This is a genomic window from Kribbella jejuensis, assembly GCF_006715085.1.
GTDB lineage: Bacteria > Actinomycetota > Actinomycetes > Propionibacteriales > Kribbellaceae > Kribbella > Kribbella jejuensis.
This window is the reverse complement of record NZ_VFMM01000001.1, coordinates 2047895-2066010: the sequence shown is the minus strand read 5'-3', so window position 1 is coordinate 2066010 and position 18116 is coordinate 2047895. Positions and strand designations below refer to the sequence as shown.

The window sequence follows — 18116 nt, the reverse complement described above, 5'->3', positions numbered from 1 at the left end:
CGATGCGTCAGGCGCACACGGTCGAGCAGGTCCGGGCGGCTGAGGCCGCGCTGATGGCCAAGCTCCCTGAAGGCACGTTGATGCAGCGGGCGGCGGCCGGGCTGGCTGTTGCTGTCAGCAACTTCTTGGGCGGTACCTACGGCGCTCGGGTGGTGCTGCTGATCGGGTCGGGGGACAACGGCGGCGACGCGTTGTACGCCGGAGCCCGGTTGGCGCGGCGTGGCGCCCAGGTGACCGCCGTACTGCTGTCGTCCCACGCGCATCCGGGCGGACTCGCGGCGTTGCTGGCTGTCGGCGGGCGGGTCGGGGCGACCTCGGACATCGTGAGCGCGGATGTGGTGCTCGACGGGATCGTGGGGATCGGCGGGCGGCCGGGCTTGCGGCCGGATGCGTTGGCGGCGGTGCAGCTGGCCGAGCAGTACGGCGTACCGATCGTTGCTGTTGACACGCCGTCGGGCGTGGACGTCGATACCGGGGAGACGCCGGAACCGCATGTGCGGGCGGCGCTCACCGTCACCTTCGGCACCCACAAGATCTGCCATCTCGTCGATCCCGCCGCGTCGGCGTGCGGGCCGGTGCATCTGATCGACATCGGGCTCGACCTCCCGCCCGCCGAGGTGCAGTCGCTGCAGGCGGCCGACGTCCGAGCGCTGTACCCGATCCCGCACGGCGAGTCCGACAAGTACTCCCGCGGCGTGCTCGGCCTGATGGTCGGCTCGCCGCAGTACCCGGGCGCCGCCGTCATCGCCACCACCGGAGCGCTGGCCGGCCCGATCGGCATGGTCCGGTACGTCGGCCCGGACGCGGTTGCCGCCGCGGTACGGGAAGCGCATCCGGAGGTCGTCGGCGATGGGCGGGTGCAGGCGTGGACGATCGGCTCAGGGCTGGGCGACGAGCTCGACGTGCCGCGGATCCGTGAACTGCTCGACGCCGACGAACCCGTCGTCCTGGATGCCGACGGGCTGAAGGCGCTCGACGACTCCGGCGACCACGTCGACGTGCTGGCGACGCCGCATGCCGGTGAGCTCGCCCGGCTACTCGGCGTCGAGCGGGCGACCGTGGAGGCCGAGCGGTTGAAGTACGCGCGGCTCGCGGCCGAGCGCTTCGACGTCACCGTGCTGCTCAAAGGCGCCACGACAGTCATCGCCGGTCCGGACGGCGAGGTCCGGGTCAACACCAACGCGACGCCGTGGCTCGCCACGGCCGGGGCGGGCGACGTACTGGCCGGCCTCTGTGGCTCTCTGTTGGCTGCAGGCCTGACACCCCTGGACGCAGCCGCCGTCGGCGCGTACCTGCACGCCTCGGCCGCCAACCTCTCCTCCTCCGGCGGCCCCACCACAGCAATCGCGGTAGCCCAAGCCCTCCCCGAGGCCACCCGCCTACTCCTCAGCTGAACACACTTGCGTGCTTGTGGCGCGCGGTTTGGTGTTGCGGGGTGGGTGGGGGTGGACGTAGGACTGGATAGTTGCTGGTGCCTCCGCCGCCTTTGGAGTGTGCTCGTGAAGCGAATTGTGGGGCTTTTGGTTCTCGGATTGCTGGCTGTCCTGCCGGTGCCTGCTCAGGCGCAAGGGGAGCAGACCAAGCAGTACGTCGCCGATGCGAAGACGAAGATCGACGTGATGGGCGAGTGGGCCCATCCGGACGACGACACGAGCTTCATCGGGCCGTGTGGCGTCTGGCATCAGCTGTACGGCGTGAAGTGCGGCGTGATCATGGTGACCCGCGGTGAGGGTGGCGGTAACGCTGCCGGCACCGAGCTGGGTCCCGCGCTCGGGCTGCGCAGGGAGAACGAGGACCGCGTCGCGCACTACCGGTCCGGGACGATCGACATCTTCAACCTCGACCGGATCGACTTCTTCTACAACCAGAGTGCGCCGTTGACGCAGTACTTCTGGGACGAGCAGGAGACGCTCCGGCGTGTCACCCGGGTGATCCGTGAGACGCAGCCCGAGGTGTACATCGGCTTCACGCCGACGCTCGCCGCCGGGCACGGCAACCACCAGCAGGCCGGCCGGCTGATCTGGGAAGGTGTCCTCGCGGCCGCCGACCCGAACATGTTCCCGGAGCAGTTGAAGGGGCCACACGCACTCAGCACCTGGCAGGTCAAGAAGGTGTTCTCCGGCGGTTCGACGGCGGGCACCGGCGGTACGACGACTGCCGCAAACTGCACCACTGGCTTCACCCCGTCGGGCCTCGACCCGGTCGCCGGCGTGTGGACCGGGTACAACTCGCCGTACACCTGGCCGGCCGGCAACTCGCAGGGGCAGCCCGCCGGTACGCCGAAGATCTGGCAGCAGGTGGCCGACGAGGGGCGGGCGGCGTACCCGACGCAGAGTCGCGTGATGTACAAGGGCGTCTCCGCGCCGGGCTGTCCGCGGTTCGGGATGACCGAGTCGTTCGTACCGTTCCAGCCGAACAGCAGTCCGGCCGCCGGCCGGGACGACGCGATCCTGTTCGGCGCGACGAAACCCGATCCGGGCGGGCTGCCGCTCGGCACCCTCGAGTACCTGACGTTCAGCCGGTTCTACAACGTCGCGGGTGAACCGTTCCAGGCGACGCTGCACCTGCGCGGAAAGCTTGCCAAGGGCAACGTACAGCTGACGGTGCCGGCCGGCTGGACGACGGACGGGCCGAAGCCGGTCAAGGAAGGTTCCAGCGCGGACGTCACGTTCACCGTGACCCCGGCAGCCACCGCGCCCGTCGACCAGAACGCGAAGATCTCCGCGCTCTACACCACCAAACGTGCGACCGGCTACACCGACAACGTGGTCCGGATCGTTTCCGCCGCGGAAGGTCGTTTCCAGCGCTGGGGAAACTGGCAGGAATACGACCAGTGGCTGCAGACGACCGCGCCGCAGGCCGATCGACTCGGACGCTCGCAGGCGATCCAGTCGATGGGGATCGGGCAGACGATCGACGTACCGGTCGTGGTGCACAACTGGTCGAGCAAGCAGCAGACCGGCGCCGTTTCCCTCGACCTCCCGGCCAACTTCTCGGTGGACGCGAACAACAAGCCGTACGACGTGGCACCGGGCGCGGACGTCACCGTGACGTTCAAGCTGACCAACACCGACACCACCCTGCCTGCGCAGCAGAACGTGGCGCTTCCGATCAGAACGTCGTACGCAGGAGGTGTAGGGACGGAGACGCTGACGCTGACGCTTGTCCCGACGACGGTGATTCCGCAGGCCTCGCCGGTCGTCGACGGGAAGGCGGCGCCGGGTGAGTACCCGGGCCCGACCCTCGATCTCGGCCGGATCTGGCAAGGCGCTTCGGGCTGCACCGGCGTCGACGACTGCGGCGTTTCGTCAACAGGAGAAGGCAGTACGGCGAAAGTCAGCTGGTCCGACGACGCGCTGTACTTCTTCATCCACATCCGCGACGACTACCAGTCGTACGCCGTGACCCCGGCCGAATGCGTCGGCCACTGGCAGGCGGACTCGGTCGAGATCCTGCTCGACCCTCGCGGCACTGCGTCGCAGAGCCTGAAGGACACCGCGAACACGTTCAAACTCGGGATCTTCCCGTTCACCCAGAGCGGCGGCCCGTGCTGGGAGCGGGACGCGGACAACCACCAGGGCTACTCGAGCGGCGCCCTCGACACCGGTAACGCCCCGGGCGTCCAGGTCGCGTCGACGGCGCAGTGGGTCGGCAGCAACCAGACGACCGTCCCGCACGCGTACGCCGGTGGTGGGTACGACCTCGAGGTGAAGATCCCGCTCGCGGACCTGCCGGCCGCGGTCGACCCGAACCACCTCGGCCTGAACATCACGCCGTACGACAACGACGACACCTCGGCACCCGGTACGACGACGCTCCGGCACATCGACATGAGCACGCGGCTCGGCTGGTCGGCGCTCGGGTCCGTCCAGTCCGACCCGTACCGCTGGGGGATCGCCACGCTGCCCGGATACACCCCGCCCGCGGGCCGCCCGACCACCCCGGCGCCGCCGGACGTGTCGAACCCGAACCTGAACGGAGCCCTCTCGCCGCAAACGATCGCCCAGTCGGCGCGCAACGGCGTACCGATCTCCGGACGGGTCCCGACCGAGGACCTGAAGATCGTGTCCGCCGGAGTCACCGGCAGCGGCGTACAACTCGTCACATCGTCGAAGGGGACCGGTACCGCCCGGGCGTTCCTGACGTCGGGCGAGCTCGCGGCGATCCCGGTCTGGACGACCTCGTGTACGTCCGACCCCGCGCCGGACTACGGGTTCACGCCGTGCGCGATCACCGACGGCGCGACGCCACCGTGGTCACCGGACATGAGCGGCCACCTGGTCCAGCAGGCGACGCAGGCCGTTACGCCTGGCGTGCAGCACTGGACGATCCCGTTGACTGCGGCCCAACGCCGGCAGTTGCAGGACCGCGGGCACCTGTTGGTGTCCTACGAGACGACGAAGAACGAGGTCCAGGCCTTCGACATCAACGTAGGGCGGTGAAGTCCAGTCCTCCGTTCGCGGACCGAAGGCTTAGCGTCGAGCCGTCGATGCGGTAGGTCAGGTCGCCTTGCAAACCCTTCAGCAGCAGGGTTTCCAGCTCGGCGGCCTGACCGGTGCAGGCGCGCCTGGTGGTGGCGAGTTCGCCGAACGTTAGTTTGCCGGTGGATGTCGCCACCATGCCCTGGAACTCGTTGCAGCCGGTCGAACCTGTCACGCGTTCGCCGTTCAGCGTCAGCCAGACCTTGTCGAAGCCCGGCTCAGAAGACGCGGACTGACCCGTCACGACCGAGGTCAACGTCCACTTGGTGCCGTCGAGCGCGACATCTGGCTCGGCGGCCTCCTTGTCGAGCAGCGAGATCGTCGTACTGCTCGTCGTCAGCACGAGTTTGCTGCCGTCGAGCTTCCAGTCCGGCTTCGCCCCCAGCACGCCACCGATCCAGCTGTCGAGGTCGGCGGCAGGACCGAGACAGCCCATCGCGGTCGAGGTGATCTCCTTGCCCAGGACCAGTTGGTTGTCGGCCGTCGACACCGAGGTCTCGGACGTGTTGCAGCCGGCATTCCACGACATCCGCCCGTTGGTGGTGAACTGCAGCCGCACCTTCGGTTGCGGCTGCCGCGGTTTCCCGTTCTCGACCACCGAAGTGGACAAGAAGGTGCGCCCGGACAACGCATCGGCGGCACCGGGGCCGGGCTCGTTTCCGCAGGCCGACAGCGCGAGCAGGCCGGTCGCGGCGAGCGCGATCATCCGTTTGTTCACGTACCGGGGACGCCCAGGAATGTGTTTTCGTTGCAGGTGAAGGCTTTGTAAATTCGGGGTGCGGGGTTGACATCTTGTGATCACGGTTCGATAACGTCAGGCCCAATCTTCCTGGGGGATCGACGAAGAGACAGGAAGGTTTGGCATGTCCTCGATCCGAATTCCTCGGACTCGCATCCTCGTCCCCGCGGCGTTGCTCGCGGTCGGCGCGCTCGTCGCCGTACCGATCGTCGTGCACGCGAACAAGCAGCAGCCGGTCGCGACCGCGAACGCCGCCGACACCGCGACGGCCTTGCTGCCGAACGTCGGCCGCGTCGAGACCTGCGTGCTGGACAAGTACTCCGGATGCACGGTCCTGCACGGTTTCGGTCAGAAGCCGGTCGCGATCACGGCGACCGCCTCCGGTCCCGCACTGATCTCGATCGACGCCCGCCGGACGACGGACAAGAGCTACCGGTTGCGCGCGCTGCGGTACGACGGCAAGCCGTACCGCGCCGGCACCAGGATCACGTACACCGTGCACTACGACTTCTCCCCGGTGGCGGGCCAGCCGACCACGCCGGCGCCCACCCCGACCAACACGCCGACGAAGTCGCCGACGCAGACCCCCACGAAGCCCCCGACAACCAGCACGCCGACGGCGACTCCGACGCATTCCACGTCGACCCCGACGAAGCCGCCGACGTCCACCCCGACGAGCACGGGCAGCCCGAGCAGCACCTGCACGAACCCGTCGTTCGTCACCACCGCCACGAACAACCAGGGCGAGGGCCGCGACTTCGGTCCGTACTACCTGCACAACAACATGTGGAACAACCACAACGGCACGTACACGATGGCGGCCTGCAACTACGACAACTGGTACGAGGACGTCACGCAACCGCTGCCGGGTGACAACGGCGTCCAGGCGTACCCGAACGTGCACAAGGACTACAACGACGTCCCGCTGTCGAAGATCAAGTCGGCCAAGTTCGCCGCGACCACGCCGGCGAGCTGCAAGGGCTGCATCTTCGACGTCGCGTTCGACGTCTGGATCGGTGACGGTCTGAACAACGAGCTGATGATCTGGACCGACAACTCCGGACAGACCCCGTCCGGGGACAAGGTCGGCACGGTCACCTTCGACGGCTTCAAGTACGACGTCTGGCACGGCGACGGCTACACCGCGTACGTCTCGCAGGTCACGCAGAAGTCCGGGACGATGCCGCTGGCCAGCTTCTTCAACGACATGACGAGTCGCGGCTGGGCCCCGAAGGCGACCACCTGGCAGGTCGACTACGGCGTCGAGGTGGTGTCCACCGGCGGTGCGAAGCAGCGGTTCACCTTCAACGATTTCTCGATCCAGGAGAACTGACCCCCACACCCAAGGCGGCCACCGCGGTCAGGCGGTGGCCGCTTAGGGTTTCCGGTGTGACCGGACTGGTGATCTTCGACAACGACGGCGTGCTGGTGGATTCCGAGCGGCTGGCGAACACGATCCTCGCGGAGCTGCTGACCGAGGCGGGGTTGCCGTACACGTTCGAGGAGACGGTGCGCGACTTCATGGGTGGATCCATGGAGTCGATGCGCCGCAAGACCGAGGCGCGACTCGGACGGCCGCTGCCGGCGGATCTCGAGGACCGGTACCACCAGCGGCTGTTCGACTCCTTCGCGCACCTCCAGGCGATCGAGGGGGTCGAGGCTGTCCTCGATCACCTGGACGAGCGCGGCATCCGGTACTGCCTGGCGTCGTCCGGCACCCATCGCAGGATCCGTACGGCGCTGACCGCGGTCGGCTTCCTGGACCGGTTCGAGGGGCGGATCTTCAGCGCCGAGGACGTCGAGCACGGCAAGCCCGCGCCGGATCTCTTCCTGCACGCGGCCGCGGCGATGGAGGTGAAGCCGGCGGACTGTCTGGTGATCGAGGACAGCCCGCTCGGCGTCGCCGCCGCGGTCGCCGCCGGGATGAAGGTCTTCGGCTACGCCGGCATGACCGACCCGGCAAAACTTTCGAAAGCGGACACGGTTTTCCACAACATGGCGGCCCTGCCCGCCCTCATCGACGGAGCCTGAGACACTGGAAAGACCATGTCTACTCCTGAGTCACACCCGGTCCGGGCCGAGGCGGTCGTCGATCTGGCGGCGATCCGCCACAACGTGAGCACGCTGCGTGCTCGGGCCGGCGGGGCGCAGTTGATGACGGTCGTGAAGGCCGACGGGTACGGGCATGGCATGGTCCCGGTCGCGCGGGCAGCCCGCGAGGCGGGCGCCGACTGGATCGGGGCCGCGGTGCTCGAGGAGGCGCTCGGACTGCGGGCCGCCGGGGATACCGGGCCGATCTTCTGCTGGCTGACCACACCGGGTGAGCCGCTGGCCGACGCGGTCGAGGCCGGCATCGACCTGTCCGCGAGCGCGCCCTGGGAGATCGACGAACTGGCGGCCGCGGGGCAGGACCGGCCGGCCCGGGTGCACCTCAAGATCGACACCGGGATGTCGCGCGGCGGCGCCGTACCCGAGGAGTGGCCGGCGTTGATCCGCGCCGCGGTCCGCGCGCAGGCGGCCGGGCGGATCGAGATCAAGGGCATCTGGTCGCACCTGGCGTCGTCCGACGAGCCGAAGAGCCCGGTGAACGAGACCCAGCTGGCCACGTTCACCGAGGCGATCGAGGTCGCCGAGTCGTTCGGCATCGAGGCCGAGTTCAAGCACCTGGCAAACTCCGGCGCCACGCTGGCGCTGCCCGAGACACACTTCAACCTCGTCCGGCCCGGCGTCGCGACGTACGGGCTCTCGCCGTTCGGGCACGCGCTGCCGTCGGCCGAGCTCGGCCTGATCCCGGCGATGACGTTGAAGGCCCGGCTCGCGATGGTGAAGCGGGTGCCCGCGGGCGCCGGCGTCTCGTACGGGCTGACCTGGACCGCGCCCCGGCCGTCGACACTCGGCCTGATCCCGCTGGGGTACGGCGACGGCCTGCCGCGGCACGCCTCGAATGGCGGACCGGTCCAGGCGGGCGGGCGCCGCCGGACGATCGTCGGCCGGATCTGCATGGACCAGTCCGTGCTGAACCTGGAGGACGACGAGGCGGCCGCCGGCGACGAGGTCGTGCTGTTCGGTCCGGGGACAGCGGGCGAGCCGACCGCGGACGACTGGGCCGAGGTGGCCGGCACCATCAACTACGAGATCGTCACCCGCCTGGGCGCCCGGATTCCGCGCAGGTACGTCGACAGCTCTCAGACCGCCTCAGTCGAAAGGTAGATCGGCATGTCCAAAGCAGGACGGACTGCTGGTCTGATCGGGGCCGCGGTCGGAGTGCTGGCCGCGGGAGCGGCGGCCGGTGTGGCGGTCGAGCGGACGGTCATCGGCCGGCGCTCGGGGCAGCGCAAGCAGCTCGAGGCGGAGCCGTTCGGTTCCGAGCGCGGTACGCCGTACATCTTCACCGCCGACGACGGCGTCGAGTTGTACGTCGAGGTCGACGAGCTGAAGCGGTCCCGCCGCCCGGCACCGCCACCGAAGCGGCGACTCGGCCGGAAACTGCCTGTGCCGCCCGAGGACCTGACCCTGATCTTCACGCACGGGTACGGGCTGAACCTGGACCTCTGGCACTTCGAACGCCGCGACCTGGCCGGCATCGGCAAGATGGTGTTCTACGACCACCGCTCGCACGGGCGGTCCGGCCGGTCGCCGAAGGAGAACGTCAGCATCGACCAGCTCGGCAAGGACCTGTACGGCATCCTCGAGCGGTTCGCGCCGACCGGACCGGTGATCCTGATCGGGCACTCGATGGGCGGCATGACGATCATGGCGCTGGCCGAACAGCACCCGGAGCTGTTCGGCGACCGGGTGATCGGCGTCGGGCTGTGCTCGACGAGCGCGGGCGGGCTGGACAACGTACCGATCGTGTTCCCGGGCCGGCTCGGGATGCTGGCACGGGCGCTGGCGACGCCGACGGTCGCGGCACTGGCGCGGATCCCGGACGTGGTCGAACGCAGCCGGAAGGCCGGGACCGACCTCAGCTACCTGCTGACCCGGAAGTACTCGTTCGGTTCCGAGGTGCCGCCGGCGTTCACCGAGTTCGTCAACGAGATGATCGCGGCGACGCCGATCGAGGTGATCGCGGACTTCTACCCGATCTTCGCGCTGCACGACAAGTACGCGGCCCTCGAGCCGTTGCAGAAGGTGGAGTGCGTGGTGATCGGCGGCGACAAGGACGCGCTCACCCCGTTCGACCACGCCGAGGAGATCGTCCGCCGGGTCCCGGGCGCCGAGCTGGTCGAAGTGAAGAACTGCGGCCACCTCGGCCTGATCGAGCACCACCGTGAGTTCACCGCCGCCCTCCTTGGGATGATCGAGCGAGCCGAACAATCTCTAGGACCCCAATGACCGACCTGCACGTCGTCGACGCCACGCAGGAACACGTCGACGACATCGTCAACGTGATCCATCACGCCTTCTCCGCGCGGCGCGCGCTCGACCCGCCGTCGACCCAGCTGTCCGAGAACGCCGCAACGGTCGGTGCGGCGATCGCCGAGCACGGCGGGCTGCTGGTGCTCAGCGACGGCGTACCGCTCGGGGCAATGCTGTTCGAGCAGGACGGCGACGTACTGCACCTGCGTCGTGTCTCGGTCGACCCGCGGTACCAGGCCCGCGGTGTCGCGTCCGCGATGGTCGGCTGCGCCGAGGAGGTCGCGGTACGGCGTGGGTTCAACCGGGTGAACCTGATCGCGCGGGTCGAGCTGCCGGACACCGTGGAGTTCTGGCGGCGCCGCGGGTACTCCGTGGTCGACCGTCAGGCGCACAACCTGATCTACGCGAAGGCGCTCCCGATCGAGCTGACGGTGCCGACCGCGGACGACATGCAGGCGATCGGTGAGGAGCTCGCGGGCCAGCTGCGCGCGGGCGACGTACTCGTACTGTCCGGCGATCTCGGTGCCGGCAAGACCACGTTCACGCAGGGGCTCGGCGCCGGGCTGAAGGTCCGTGGCGCGATCACGTCGCCGACGTTCGTGATCTCGCGCGTGCATCCCTCACTGGTCGGTGGGCCCGCGCTGGTGCATGTGGACGCGTACCGGGTCGGCGGGTTCGCCGAGCTGGACGACCTCGACCTGGACGCGAGCCTGGAGGACGCGGTGACCGTCGTCGAGTGGGGTCACGGGCTGGCCGAGGGGCTCGCGCCGGACCGGCTCGACATCGTGGTCACGCGCGGCGACGACGACACCGACGAGACGCGTTCACTGCGGATCACCCCGGTCGGCCCCCGCTGGGCGGCCTCCGGCGTACGCGTTTCGGCCCTGGAGAAGAACTGACATGTTGCTTGCCTTCGACACCTCGAGTGCTGCCGTCACCGTCGCGCTGGCGACACCGACCGGGGAGATCGTCGCCTCGTCGACAACCGTGGATGCGCTGCGGCACGGTGAGCTGCTCGCGCCGGCGATCGCGGCGGCGCTGGAGAGCGCGGGCGTGACGCCGCGCGACCTGACCGGGATCGCGGTCGGCGTCGGGCCGGGGCCGTTCACCGGGCTGCGGGTCGGGCTGGTGACCGCGCGGACGATGGGCGAAGTTCTCGGGATCGAGGTCGCCGGGGTGTGCAGCCTCGACATCCTCGCGCGGCAGTCGACCCTGACGCTGCCGGTCGCGGTCGCCACCGACGCGCGGCGCAAGGAGATCTACTGGGCGCTGTACGACGGACCCGCCGCCGACGGCAGCCGTCGCCGCCTGGAAGGTCCCGCGGTGGACAAGCCGGCCGAGGTCGCGCACGTGCTCTCCGGGTTGCCGGTGATCGGCCGCGGTGCGGTGCTGTACGGCGAGACGCTCGGCGTCGAATCAGCGGTCGCCGCCGGCGACGAGGTCGGTGTGGCCGAGTACCCGTCGGCGGAGGTCCTGGCGACCGGCGTGGCGACTCGGACGCTGGAGGTCGTGGCGCCGGAGCCGATGTATCTACGCCGTCCGGACGTGACGATGTCCAGCGGCCCGAAGAGCGTGCTGTGAGACCTGCGATCCGGGCTGCTGTCGCTGACGATCTGGCTGCGCTGGTCGCGCTCGATGCGGTGTGCTTCGGGCGTGAAGCGTGGAGCTCCATTGCTTGGGTGAACGAGTTCGAGCGGTTGTCCGAGGATCGGGTGGTGCTGGTCGCGGACGAGGGCGCCGTCGTCGGGTACGTCGTACTGCTGCTGCCACCCGTCGAGCTCGATGTGGTCGAGGTACTGCGGATCGCCGTGGCGCCGGCCGAGCGCCGGACGGGCATCGGTGGGCAGCTGTTGACGATCGCCCTGGAACGTTGTGCGGGACGGACTGTCCTGCTGGAAGTTGCTGCAAGCAACGAGTCGGCGATCGGCCTCTACCGGGGATTCGGATTCGAGGAGATCAGCCGGCGGCGCGGGTACTACGCCGGTGGCGAGGATGCGGTGATCATGCGGTGGCGGGAGGAAGCGTGAAAGAAGAGCCTCTGATCCTCGGGATCGAGACCTCGTGTGACGAGACCGGGGTGGGGATCGTGCGCGGGCAGACGTTGCTCGCGGACGCGATCGCGTCCAGTGTCGAGGAGCACGCGCGGTTCGGTGGCGTGGTTCCCGAGGTGGCGAGCCGGGCGCATCTCGAGGCGATGGTGCCGACGATCCGCCGCGCCTGCGAGACGGCCGGGATCAAGCCGGCCGACGTGGACGCCGTCGCGGTCACGAGCGGTCCCGGTCTGGCCGGAGCACTGCTCGTCGGCGTCGCGGCGGCGAAGGGCCTCGCGCTGTCGCTGGACAAGCCGATCTACGGCGTGAACCACCTCGCCGCGCACGTCGCTGTCGACACCTTGGAGCACGGTGACCTGCCGAAGGGTTGTGTCGCGATGCTGGTGTCGGGCGGGCACTCCTCGCTGCTCGCGGTCGAGGACATCACCGAGGGCGTCGTACCGATGGGAAGCACGATCGACGACGCGGCGGGCGAGGCGTTCGACAAGGTCGCGCGGGTGCTCGGGCTGCCGTTCCCGGGTGGTCCGTGGATCGACAAGGCGGCCCGTGACGGCGGCGACCGGTTGTACGTCACGTTCCCGCGGGGGCTGACCTCGCAGCGGGACCTCGAGCGGCACCGGTTCGACTTCTCGTTCTCCGGGCTGAAGACCGCTGTCGCGCGCTGGGTCGAAGCTCGTCGCCGCGACGGGGAGGACGTGCCGGTGAACCATGTCGCGGCCGCGTTCCAGGAGGCGGTCTGCGACGTACTGACCCGCAAGGCGATCGACGCGTGCAAGGATCGCGGGTTCGAGCATCTGCTGATCGGCGGCGGCGTCGCGGCGAACTCCCGGCTCCGGGCGATGGCCGAGGAGCGGGCGAACGCGGCCGGGATCGCGGTGCGGGTGCCGCGGCCCGGACTCTGTACGGACAACGGCGCGATGGTCGCCGCACTGGGTTCGGAACTCGTCCGCGCCGGCCGTACTCCGTCGCCACTGGATCTCCCCGCCGACTCCTCGATGCCGATCACGGAGGTACTGAACACATGAAATGGACCGGGCCGGACGGCTTCGAGGCGGACGACGACGCTGAGCGGATCGATGCGGCGGTCGTGCAGGGCTTCCTGAGTACGTCGTACTGGGCTACCGGCATCCCGCGGGACGTCGTCGAGCGGGCGATCGCCGGTTCGCTGAACCTCGGGGTGTACGGCGCGGACGGTGCGATGGTCGCGTACGCGCGGATGGTGACGGACCGGGCCACGTTCGCGTGGCTGGCGGACGTGTTCGTGGTGGAGTCGCACCGCGGGCACGGCCTCGGCCGGTTCGTCGTGTCGACGCTGCTCGAACACCCGGACCTGAAGGGTCTGCGGCAGGTGCTGCTGGCGACGGCGGACGCGCACGAGCTCTACCGTTCGTACGGTTTCACCGAGACGCCGCCGGGCCGGATGATGGCGATCCGCAAGGAAGCGGCCGAGCTGTACGCACAGCCGTGAGGCCGCCAGGTGTCGACCTCGTCCGCGATCCGGCGGGGGCCGGCACCTTGGTGCTGCTCGCCCACGGCGGCGAGGAGTACTCGCAAGCGCCGCCGCATCTGTGGCGGCCCGCGTTGCTGCGGATGTGGCCGTTCGCCGCGGTCGCGCGGAAAGCCGCACCAGGTGCGGCGATCGGGTTCGCCCGCTATCGCTTCCGAGGTTGGAACGCCGAGGGTGATCCGGCCATCGATCTGCGTGCGGTGCTGGACGAGTTGCGCTACGAGCGGGTGCTGCTGATCGGGCATTCGATGGGCGGGCGCGCCGTGGTCGCGGCCGGCGACCATCCGCGGGTGGCGGGCGTTCTCGCGCTCGCGCCGTGGCTGCCGCCGGGTGAGCCGCTCGTCGCGCTCCGTCCGCCGGTCACCTTCGTGCACGGCACCGACGACACGATGACCGATCCGGCGGCGACGACGGTGTACGCACGGCGGCTGCGGGCAGCCGGGGTCGCGGTGACGACGTACGCGCTCGCCGGCGAAGGTCACGCGATGCTGAAGCGGCCGAGGGACTGGAACCGCCTGGTCGCCGAGTTCGTCCGGGGCGATCCGGCCGGTGGTGGTGACGTGCACTTGCCGGTGACCCGTTCGCGCGTGGGGGTCGAGATCGTGTCGGCGGTCGCCGGGATCGCGGCGGCGCGGTTCCGGCTGCCGGTGAAGAGACGGGTCCGGGCAAAGGCCTGGGGGTGACGCGCACCGCTTGCTCCCCAGGCGAACGGTCAGCGGCCAACCGGTTCTGCTCCCAGCCTGGCCGCCGCAGGTGAACGCACGATGAAGGATTAGTGGCGGGCCTCCGGGGAGCGCGGCAACGAGCGCAGCACCTCGCTCGTCGGCAAGTCACCCGGAGACCCGCTCGCGAGATCGATCATATGTTCGAATGTTGGTCGAGCGCAAGTCCGCGATGCCGGCCGGGCGTGGTGCCGACGATCGCGGCGAAGGCGGCGATGAAGCCGCTCGGGTTCGCCCAGCCGCACGCGTGCGCGACGTACGTCGTGTCGTGGCCGTCGGCGAGCAGGACGAGCGCGTGGTAGATGCGCAGCTGCGTGCGCCATTCGTAGTACGTCATGCCGAGCTCGTTGCGGAGCAGCCGGCTGAGCGTGCGGGCGCCGGCTCCCACCTGGCGGCCGAGGTCCGCGAGTGGCGTGTTGTCGGCGGGGTTCTCGTGCAGGTGCTGGGCGATCGCGCGAAGGCGGTCGTCCTGCGGTTCGGGGAGTTGCAACGGTTGCTCGGTCGCTTCGTCGAGCTCGTCGGCGAGGACCCGGTGCAGTCGAGCGCGGGCCGTGCTTTCGAGCTCGCGGCTGGTCAGTGCGAGGAGGACCTCGCGGGCGAGGCCTGAGGCCAGGAAGACCGCTGGGCGATCGGGGAGTCGACGGGCCAGTGCTGTCGGCAGGAAGACGATGCGCATGTCCGTCTCGCCGTGCGCGCGGTGATGGTGGGTGGTACCGGCCGGGGTCCAGGCGACGCGGTTGGCCGGGACGATCGACGTACGCCGATCCGTGTGGACCGACAGGACGCCGCGGGCGGCGTACACGAGATGTCCTTCGTCGTGGGTGTGCACCGGGCTGATGCCGCCGGACTCCCACTGGTGGGCGCCCGCGGACGGGAACAGCTCCGATCGGACCGGTTGGCGGCCAACGGGCATAGTTTGGCATTCTATCGGTGGTCGGCCACGGTGTCCTGCGGCGACAGTGGACGCATGACGATGCGTGCGGCGGTGTGTGTACGGGCCGGTGGCCCGGAGGTGCTGGAGATTCGGGAGCTGCCGGTGCCGGCGGTGCGAGACGGCTGGAGTCTGGTCCGGGTGTACGCGGCCGGGCTCAACCGGTCGGAGCTGCGGACCAGGCAGGGCCATTCGCCGTCGGTGGTGTTTCCGCGGGTCCTCGGGATCGAGTGCGTCGGCGTGGTCGAGATCTCGACGAATCCGGCCGTCCCCGAGGGGACCACGGTCGCGGCGGTGATGGGCGAGATGGGCCGGGCGTACGACGGCGGCTACGCCGAGTTCGCGTTGTTGCCCAACGCAACGTTGATGCCGATCACCTCGACCTTGCCGTGGGAGGTGCTGGCGGCGTTGCCGGAGACCTATCTGACCGCGCAGGGCTCGCTGGACGCGTTGGCGATCGAGCGTGGTGGCCGGTTGCTGATCCGCGGCGGTACGTCCTCGGTCGGCATGGCTGCGGCCGCGATCGCCGCCGGGCACGGCGTGCAGACGGCGGTCACCACGCGGCAGGCGCGGAAGGCCGCCGCGCTCACCGCCGATCACGTGCTGGTCGACGGATCGGTGCTGGACGTCTGGCCCGACGGACCGGACTACGTCCTCGATCTGGTCGGTGCGCGGACGGCGGTGGACTCGCTGCAGGTCGTACGACCAGGTGGCACGGTCTGTGTCGCGGGATCGCTCAGCGGCTGGCTGATCGAGGCGTTCGAGCCGATCGCGATGATCCCGAGTGGTACCCGGCTGACCGCCTTCCACAGCGAGACGATGCGCGGTCGCGCGGACGTGCTGCAGCGGATCGTCGACGAGGTCCAGGCGGGCGTCTACCGGCCGAACGTGGACCAGGTGTTCAAGCTGGACGAGATCGCCGCGGCGCACCGGTACATGGAGGACGATCAGGCGACCGGCAAGGTGGTCGTCACCCTGCGGCAGGAGTAGGCGACCGCGTCCCGGCCGATGCGTGTGACGATCAAGGTCGCTTGCGCTGATCCTTTGGGTGCGAGCTTCTTGCGCAGCTGGGCGGGGTCGAGGTCCACACCGCGCTTCTTGATCTCCAACGTCCCGATGCCCTGCTGACGCACCCAGGCGCGCAAGGCTTTCTCCTTGTAGGGCAGCTCTTCCAGCACCTCGTACGACGAGGCAAGTGGGGTCGGGACGTACTTCGCGGCCGTCACATAGGCAATGCGCGGATCCAGCAGCCAACCGTCGACCACCGCGGCGACTGCGGTGACCAGACCGGCCCTGACAACAGCACCGTCCGGCTCGTAGATGTACTGGCCCACCGGACCGCTGTCGACGTCCGGCGCATCCGTGACCGTGGCTCCGCCCGGCAGCAGTGTGGCTCGGCGGGAGATGCCCGTGGACAGCTGCCCGGACCAGAGCGCGGCCTCCTTGACCTCACCGGCGTCGCTGATCCACTCCGCTTCCACGCTCTCCGGGATCGCGTCGTGCGGGATGCCGGGCGCGACCTTCACGCAGGCCGTCCGTTCGAGCAGAGCGGTCACGAACGACCAGGGTGGCGAGTAGGCGTTGTGGTCGAACACACGCCGCCCGTCTGCGCGACGGGCAGGGTCTGCGAACACCACGTCGTACGGCGTGAGGTCGGTGGACTCGGCGTCGCCAACCAGTACGTCACCCGGCAGCCCGAGTACGGACAGGTTGGCGCGGGCGGTGGCTGCTGTCTCCGGATCGCGTTCTACGCCAGTGACCCGTAGTCCGGCGCGGGCCGCCGTGATGAGGTCGCCGCCGATGCCGCAGCCCAGGTCGACCATCGTGGCGCCCGGCATGGTCGTCGCGAGGCGGGTCGCGCGGTGCGTGGCGACCGTGGTGCGGGTGGCTTGCTCCAGGCCGTCGGGGGTGAAGTACATGCGCTCCGCGTCCGGGCCGAACTTGGCTACGGCGCGGTGGCGCAACGCGGCTTGCGTGACTGCAGCCGTGACAAGCGTTGCGTCGTACCGGCGTCTGAGCTTCTCCACCAATTGGAGCTCGCTGCCGGGGCGGAACTCGGCGCAGGCAGCAGCCAGCACCTCGGCGCCCGGTCTGTCCAGCAAAGCGGTGACAGTCACCCAGCAACTTTAGAGCGGGCTGGAACAGCCCCTGCTCCAGCTGCGGGTCGCCATCGAGTACAGGCGCCAGTTCATCGCGGAGCGGGTCTTCGGGCCGTAGATGCCGTCCACCACCAGGTGGTGCCTGCTCTGGACGGCCTTGATCGCTGCGCGGGTCTTGCTGCCGTAGATACCGTCGACGGAGAGCTTGCTGCCGTAGCAGAAGTTCAGATTGCGCTGCAGTACCAAGATCGCGGTCTCCGGATCACCCGTCCGGTCGGAGCCGCGGTACGGGTTGTCGCCGTACTTGAGATTGCATGTGGTGCTGGTGCTGCCGAGCAGCGACGGCATCGGGATGCCCCAGCTGCGGTTGACCGGGACGAGCCTCGCGGATCTGCACTGCGGCAGCGCGGCTGCGGCCTGCAACTCGGCCGCCGTCGCGACGTGCGAGACCGGCTGGTCCGTCCGAGGCTGGTCCGTCTGAGGCTTGGCCGGCGTCGGCGCTGCAGAAGCGGCCGGGGAGTCGTGCTTCGAGGCGTTGGCTGCGACGCCTCCGACAGCGACGGCGCCGACCGCCGCCAGCACGGCGAGGGTCTTGCCGGACAGCTTGGGTAGCCGCATAACCACATTGTGTACTCACCTGGTTCCGGCGGCCAGTGCGCCGCAACCGAGATTCGTTTGGCACTCGAGTTGACCGAGTGCTAATCGCGGCCTAGATTCGGTGTTGGCACTCTCCGTGGGAGGGTGCCAGCGGTCCGGCCTCTGACCCCCGCGACGGCAGGGGAGCGCGACCACATGCCACAGACAAGCGAAATCGACCGTGGAGGTCAGCAAGTGTCGGTCACGATCAAGCCGCTCGAGGACCGTGTCCTCGTCGCGCCGCTCGAAGCCGAGCAGACCACGAAGTCCGGCCTGGTGATCCCGGACACCGCCAAGGAGAAGCCGCAGGAGGGCGAGATCCTCGCCGTCGGCCCCGGCCGGATCGACGACAACGGCAACCGCGTCCCGCTGGACGTCAGCGTCGGCGACAAGGTCATCTACTCCAAGTACGGCGGCACCGAGGTCAAGTACGACGGCCAGGACTACCTGATCCTGGGCGCCCGCGACATCCTCGCAGTCGTCAGCAAGTGACGTCCGCCCGCTGTTCCTGACTGACACCGCCCCGGGGCCTCTGGCGCCGGGGCGGAGTGGGTCCGGGGCAGCGGGGCCGGTGCCTGCAACCAGAGATAT

18 protein-coding genes are annotated in these 18116 nt (G+C 69.4%); 14 read left to right on the top strand and 4 right to left on the bottom strand.

Going from position 1 to position 18116, the window contains the following annotated elements; translation table 11 throughout:
- Window positions 1–2: 2 nt before the first annotated feature.
- Together FB475_RS10085 and FB475_RS10080 are read left to right on the top strand one after the other, a co-directional pair.
- A complete protein-coding gene (locus tag FB475_RS10085) occupies window positions 3–1394 on the top strand; it encodes an NAD(P)H-hydrate dehydratase (RefSeq protein WP_141854697.1) in 1392 nt (463 codons plus the stop codon).
- A 105-nt stretch (window positions 1395–1499) separates the two neighbouring features.
- Window positions 1500–4442: a PIG-L family deacetylase gene (locus FB475_RS10080; protein ID WP_141854695.1), complete on the top strand. Its 2943-nt coding sequence runs from the start codon at window positions 1500–1502 to the stop codon at window positions 4440–4442.
- On the opposite strand, the gene FB475_RS10075 is transcribed toward FB475_RS10080, so the two are convergent.
- Window positions 4426–5199 carry an META domain-containing protein gene (locus tag FB475_RS10075; protein ID WP_238332064.1) on the bottom strand — a complete coding sequence of 258 codons (774 nt, stop codon included), beginning with the start codon at window positions 5197–5199 and terminating at the stop codon, window positions 4426–4428. The genes FB475_RS10080 and FB475_RS10075 overlap by 17 nt on opposite strands.
- A 145-nt stretch (window positions 5200–5344) precedes the next feature.
- Here FB475_RS10075 and FB475_RS10070 point away from each other — a divergent pair, with 145 nt between their 5' ends.
- Genes FB475_RS10070 through FB475_RS10025 form a run of 10 tightly spaced genes read left to right on the top strand, consistent with a single transcriptional unit; the run spans window position 5345 to window position 13820 of the window.
- Window positions 5345–6553, top strand: a complete 1209-nt coding sequence (locus FB475_RS10070) for a GH12 family glycosyl hydrolase domain-containing protein (RefSeq protein ID WP_141854693.1) — start codon at window positions 5345–5347, stop codon at window positions 6551–6553.
- A gap of 56 nt (window positions 6554–6609) precedes the next feature.
- On the top strand, window positions 6610–7251 hold the full coding sequence (locus FB475_RS10065) for an HAD family hydrolase (RefSeq protein ID WP_238332063.1): 642 nt from the start codon (window positions 6610–6612) through the stop codon (window positions 7249–7251).
- A gap of 15 nt (window positions 7252–7266) precedes the next feature.
- Window positions 7267–8430 carry an alanine racemase gene (gene alr / locus FB475_RS10060; protein ID WP_141854690.1) on the top strand — a complete coding sequence of 388 codons (1164 nt, stop codon included), beginning with the start codon at window positions 7267–7269 and terminating at the stop codon, window positions 8428–8430.
- A 6-nt stretch (window positions 8431–8436) separates the two neighbouring features.
- Window positions 8437–9555 carry an alpha/beta fold hydrolase gene (locus tag FB475_RS10055; RefSeq protein ID WP_141854688.1) on the top strand — a complete coding sequence of 373 codons (1119 nt, stop codon included), beginning with the start codon at window positions 8437–8439 and terminating at the stop codon, window positions 9553–9555.
- The gene (gene tsaE / locus FB475_RS10050; protein ID WP_141854686.1) at window positions 9552–10478 is read left to right on the top strand and encodes a tRNA (adenosine(37)-N6)-threonylcarbamoyltransferase complex ATPase subunit type 1 TsaE; all 927 of its coding nucleotides are present in this window, start codon (window positions 9552–9554) and stop codon (window positions 10476–10478) included. The genes FB475_RS10055 and tsaE overlap by 4 nt, the downstream gene beginning before the upstream one ends.
- A 1-nt stretch (window position 10479) precedes the next feature.
- Entirely contained in the window at window positions 10480–11160 is a 681-nt protein-coding gene (tsaB, locus tag FB475_RS10045) for a tRNA (adenosine(37)-N6)-threonylcarbamoyltransferase complex dimerization subunit type 1 TsaB (protein ID WP_141854684.1), read from the top strand.
- Complete coding sequence (locus tag FB475_RS10040; protein ID WP_141854682.1) at window positions 11157–11606, top strand: GNAT family N-acetyltransferase; 450 nt, start codon at window positions 11157–11159, stop codon at window positions 11604–11606. Before tsaB ends, FB475_RS10040 begins: the two co-directional genes overlap by 4 nt.
- Entirely contained in the window at window positions 11603–12655 is a 1053-nt protein-coding gene (gene tsaD, locus FB475_RS10035) for a tRNA (adenosine(37)-N6)-threonylcarbamoyltransferase complex transferase subunit TsaD (protein ID WP_141854680.1), read from the top strand. Before FB475_RS10040 ends, tsaD begins: the two co-directional genes overlap by 4 nt.
- Window positions 12652–13098, top strand: a complete 447-nt coding sequence (locus tag FB475_RS10030; protein ID WP_141854678.1) for a GNAT family N-acetyltransferase — start codon at window positions 12652–12654, stop codon at window positions 13096–13098. Before tsaD ends, FB475_RS10030 begins: the two co-directional genes overlap by 4 nt.
- Complete coding sequence (locus FB475_RS10025) at window positions 13095–13820, top strand: alpha/beta fold hydrolase (RefSeq protein ID WP_141854676.1); 726 nt, start codon at window positions 13095–13097, stop codon at window positions 13818–13820. Before FB475_RS10030 ends, FB475_RS10025 begins: the two co-directional genes overlap by 4 nt.
- Before the next feature lie 175 nt (window positions 13821–13995).
- Here FB475_RS10025 and FB475_RS10020 read toward each other — a convergent pair whose 3' ends face one another.
- The gene (locus FB475_RS10020; RefSeq protein WP_141854674.1) at window positions 13996–14772 is read right to left on the bottom strand and encodes an AraC family transcriptional regulator; all 777 of its coding nucleotides are present in this window, start codon (window positions 14770–14772) and stop codon (window positions 13996–13998) included.
- Window positions 14773–14826: 54 nt separating this feature from the next.
- On the opposite strand from FB475_RS10020, the gene FB475_RS10015 reads away from it, so the two are divergent.
- The gene (locus FB475_RS10015) at window positions 14827–15780 is read left to right on the top strand and encodes a zinc-binding dehydrogenase (protein WP_141854672.1); all 954 of its coding nucleotides are present in this window, start codon (window positions 14827–14829) and stop codon (window positions 15778–15780) included.
- On the opposite strand, the gene FB475_RS10010 is transcribed toward FB475_RS10015, so the two are convergent.
- Together FB475_RS10010 and FB475_RS10005 are read right to left on the bottom strand one after the other, a co-directional pair.
- Window positions 15738–16907 (bottom strand): class I SAM-dependent methyltransferase, encoded by a 1170-nt coding sequence (locus FB475_RS10010; RefSeq protein WP_141854669.1) that lies wholly within the window; start codon window positions 16905–16907, stop codon window positions 15738–15740. The genes FB475_RS10015 and FB475_RS10010 overlap by 43 nt on opposite strands.
- A 9-nt stretch (window positions 16908–16916) precedes the next feature.
- Window positions 16917–17507 (bottom strand): peptidoglycan-binding domain-containing protein, encoded by a 591-nt coding sequence (locus tag FB475_RS10005; protein WP_141854667.1) that lies wholly within the window; start codon window positions 17505–17507, stop codon window positions 16917–16919.
- Between the two features lie 213 nt (window positions 17508–17720).
- Here FB475_RS10005 and groES point away from each other — a divergent pair, with 213 nt between their 5' ends.
- On the top strand, window positions 17721–18017 hold the full coding sequence (gene groES, locus FB475_RS10000; RefSeq protein WP_133782216.1) for a co-chaperone GroES: 297 nt from the start codon (window positions 17721–17723) through the stop codon (window positions 18015–18017).
- The last annotated feature ends 99 nt before the right edge of the window (window positions 18018–18116 follow it).

Excerpts from the sequence above, each read along its gene's own strand:
- FB475_RS10085 (WP_141854697.1), top strand. The coding sequence starts at position 3 with ATGCGTCAGGCGCACACGGTCGAGCAGGTCCGGGCGGCTGAGGCCGCG.
- FB475_RS10070 (WP_141854693.1), top strand. The coding sequence starts at position 5,345 with ATGTCCTCGATCCGAATTCCTCGGACTCGCATCCTCGTCCCCGCGGCG.
- alr (WP_141854690.1), top strand. The coding sequence starts at position 7,267 with ATGTCTACTCCTGAGTCACACCCGGTCCGGGCCGAGGCGGTCGTCGAT.
- FB475_RS10055 (WP_141854688.1), top strand. The coding sequence starts at position 8,437 with ATGTCCAAAGCAGGACGGACTGCTGGTCTGATCGGGGCCGCGGTCGGA.
- tsaE (WP_141854686.1), top strand. The coding sequence starts at position 9,552 with ATGACCGACCTGCACGTCGTCGACGCCACGCAGGAACACGTCGACGAC.
- tsaB (WP_141854684.1), top strand. The coding sequence starts at position 10,480 with ATGTTGCTTGCCTTCGACACCTCGAGTGCTGCCGTCACCGTCGCGCTG.
- FB475_RS10030 (WP_141854678.1), top strand. The coding sequence starts at position 12,652 with ATGAAATGGACCGGGCCGGACGGCTTCGAGGCGGACGACGACGCTGAG.
- FB475_RS10020 (WP_141854674.1), bottom strand. The coding sequence starts at position 14,772 with ATGCCCGTTGGCCGCCAACCGGTCCGATCGGAGCTGTTCCCGTCCGCG.
- FB475_RS10015 (WP_141854672.1), top strand. The coding sequence starts at position 14,827 with ATGACGATGCGTGCGGCGGTGTGTGTACGGGCCGGTGGCCCGGAGGTG.
- FB475_RS10005 (WP_141854667.1), bottom strand. The coding sequence starts at position 17,507 with ATGCGGCTACCCAAGCTGTCCGGCAAGACCCTCGCCGTGCTGGCGGCG.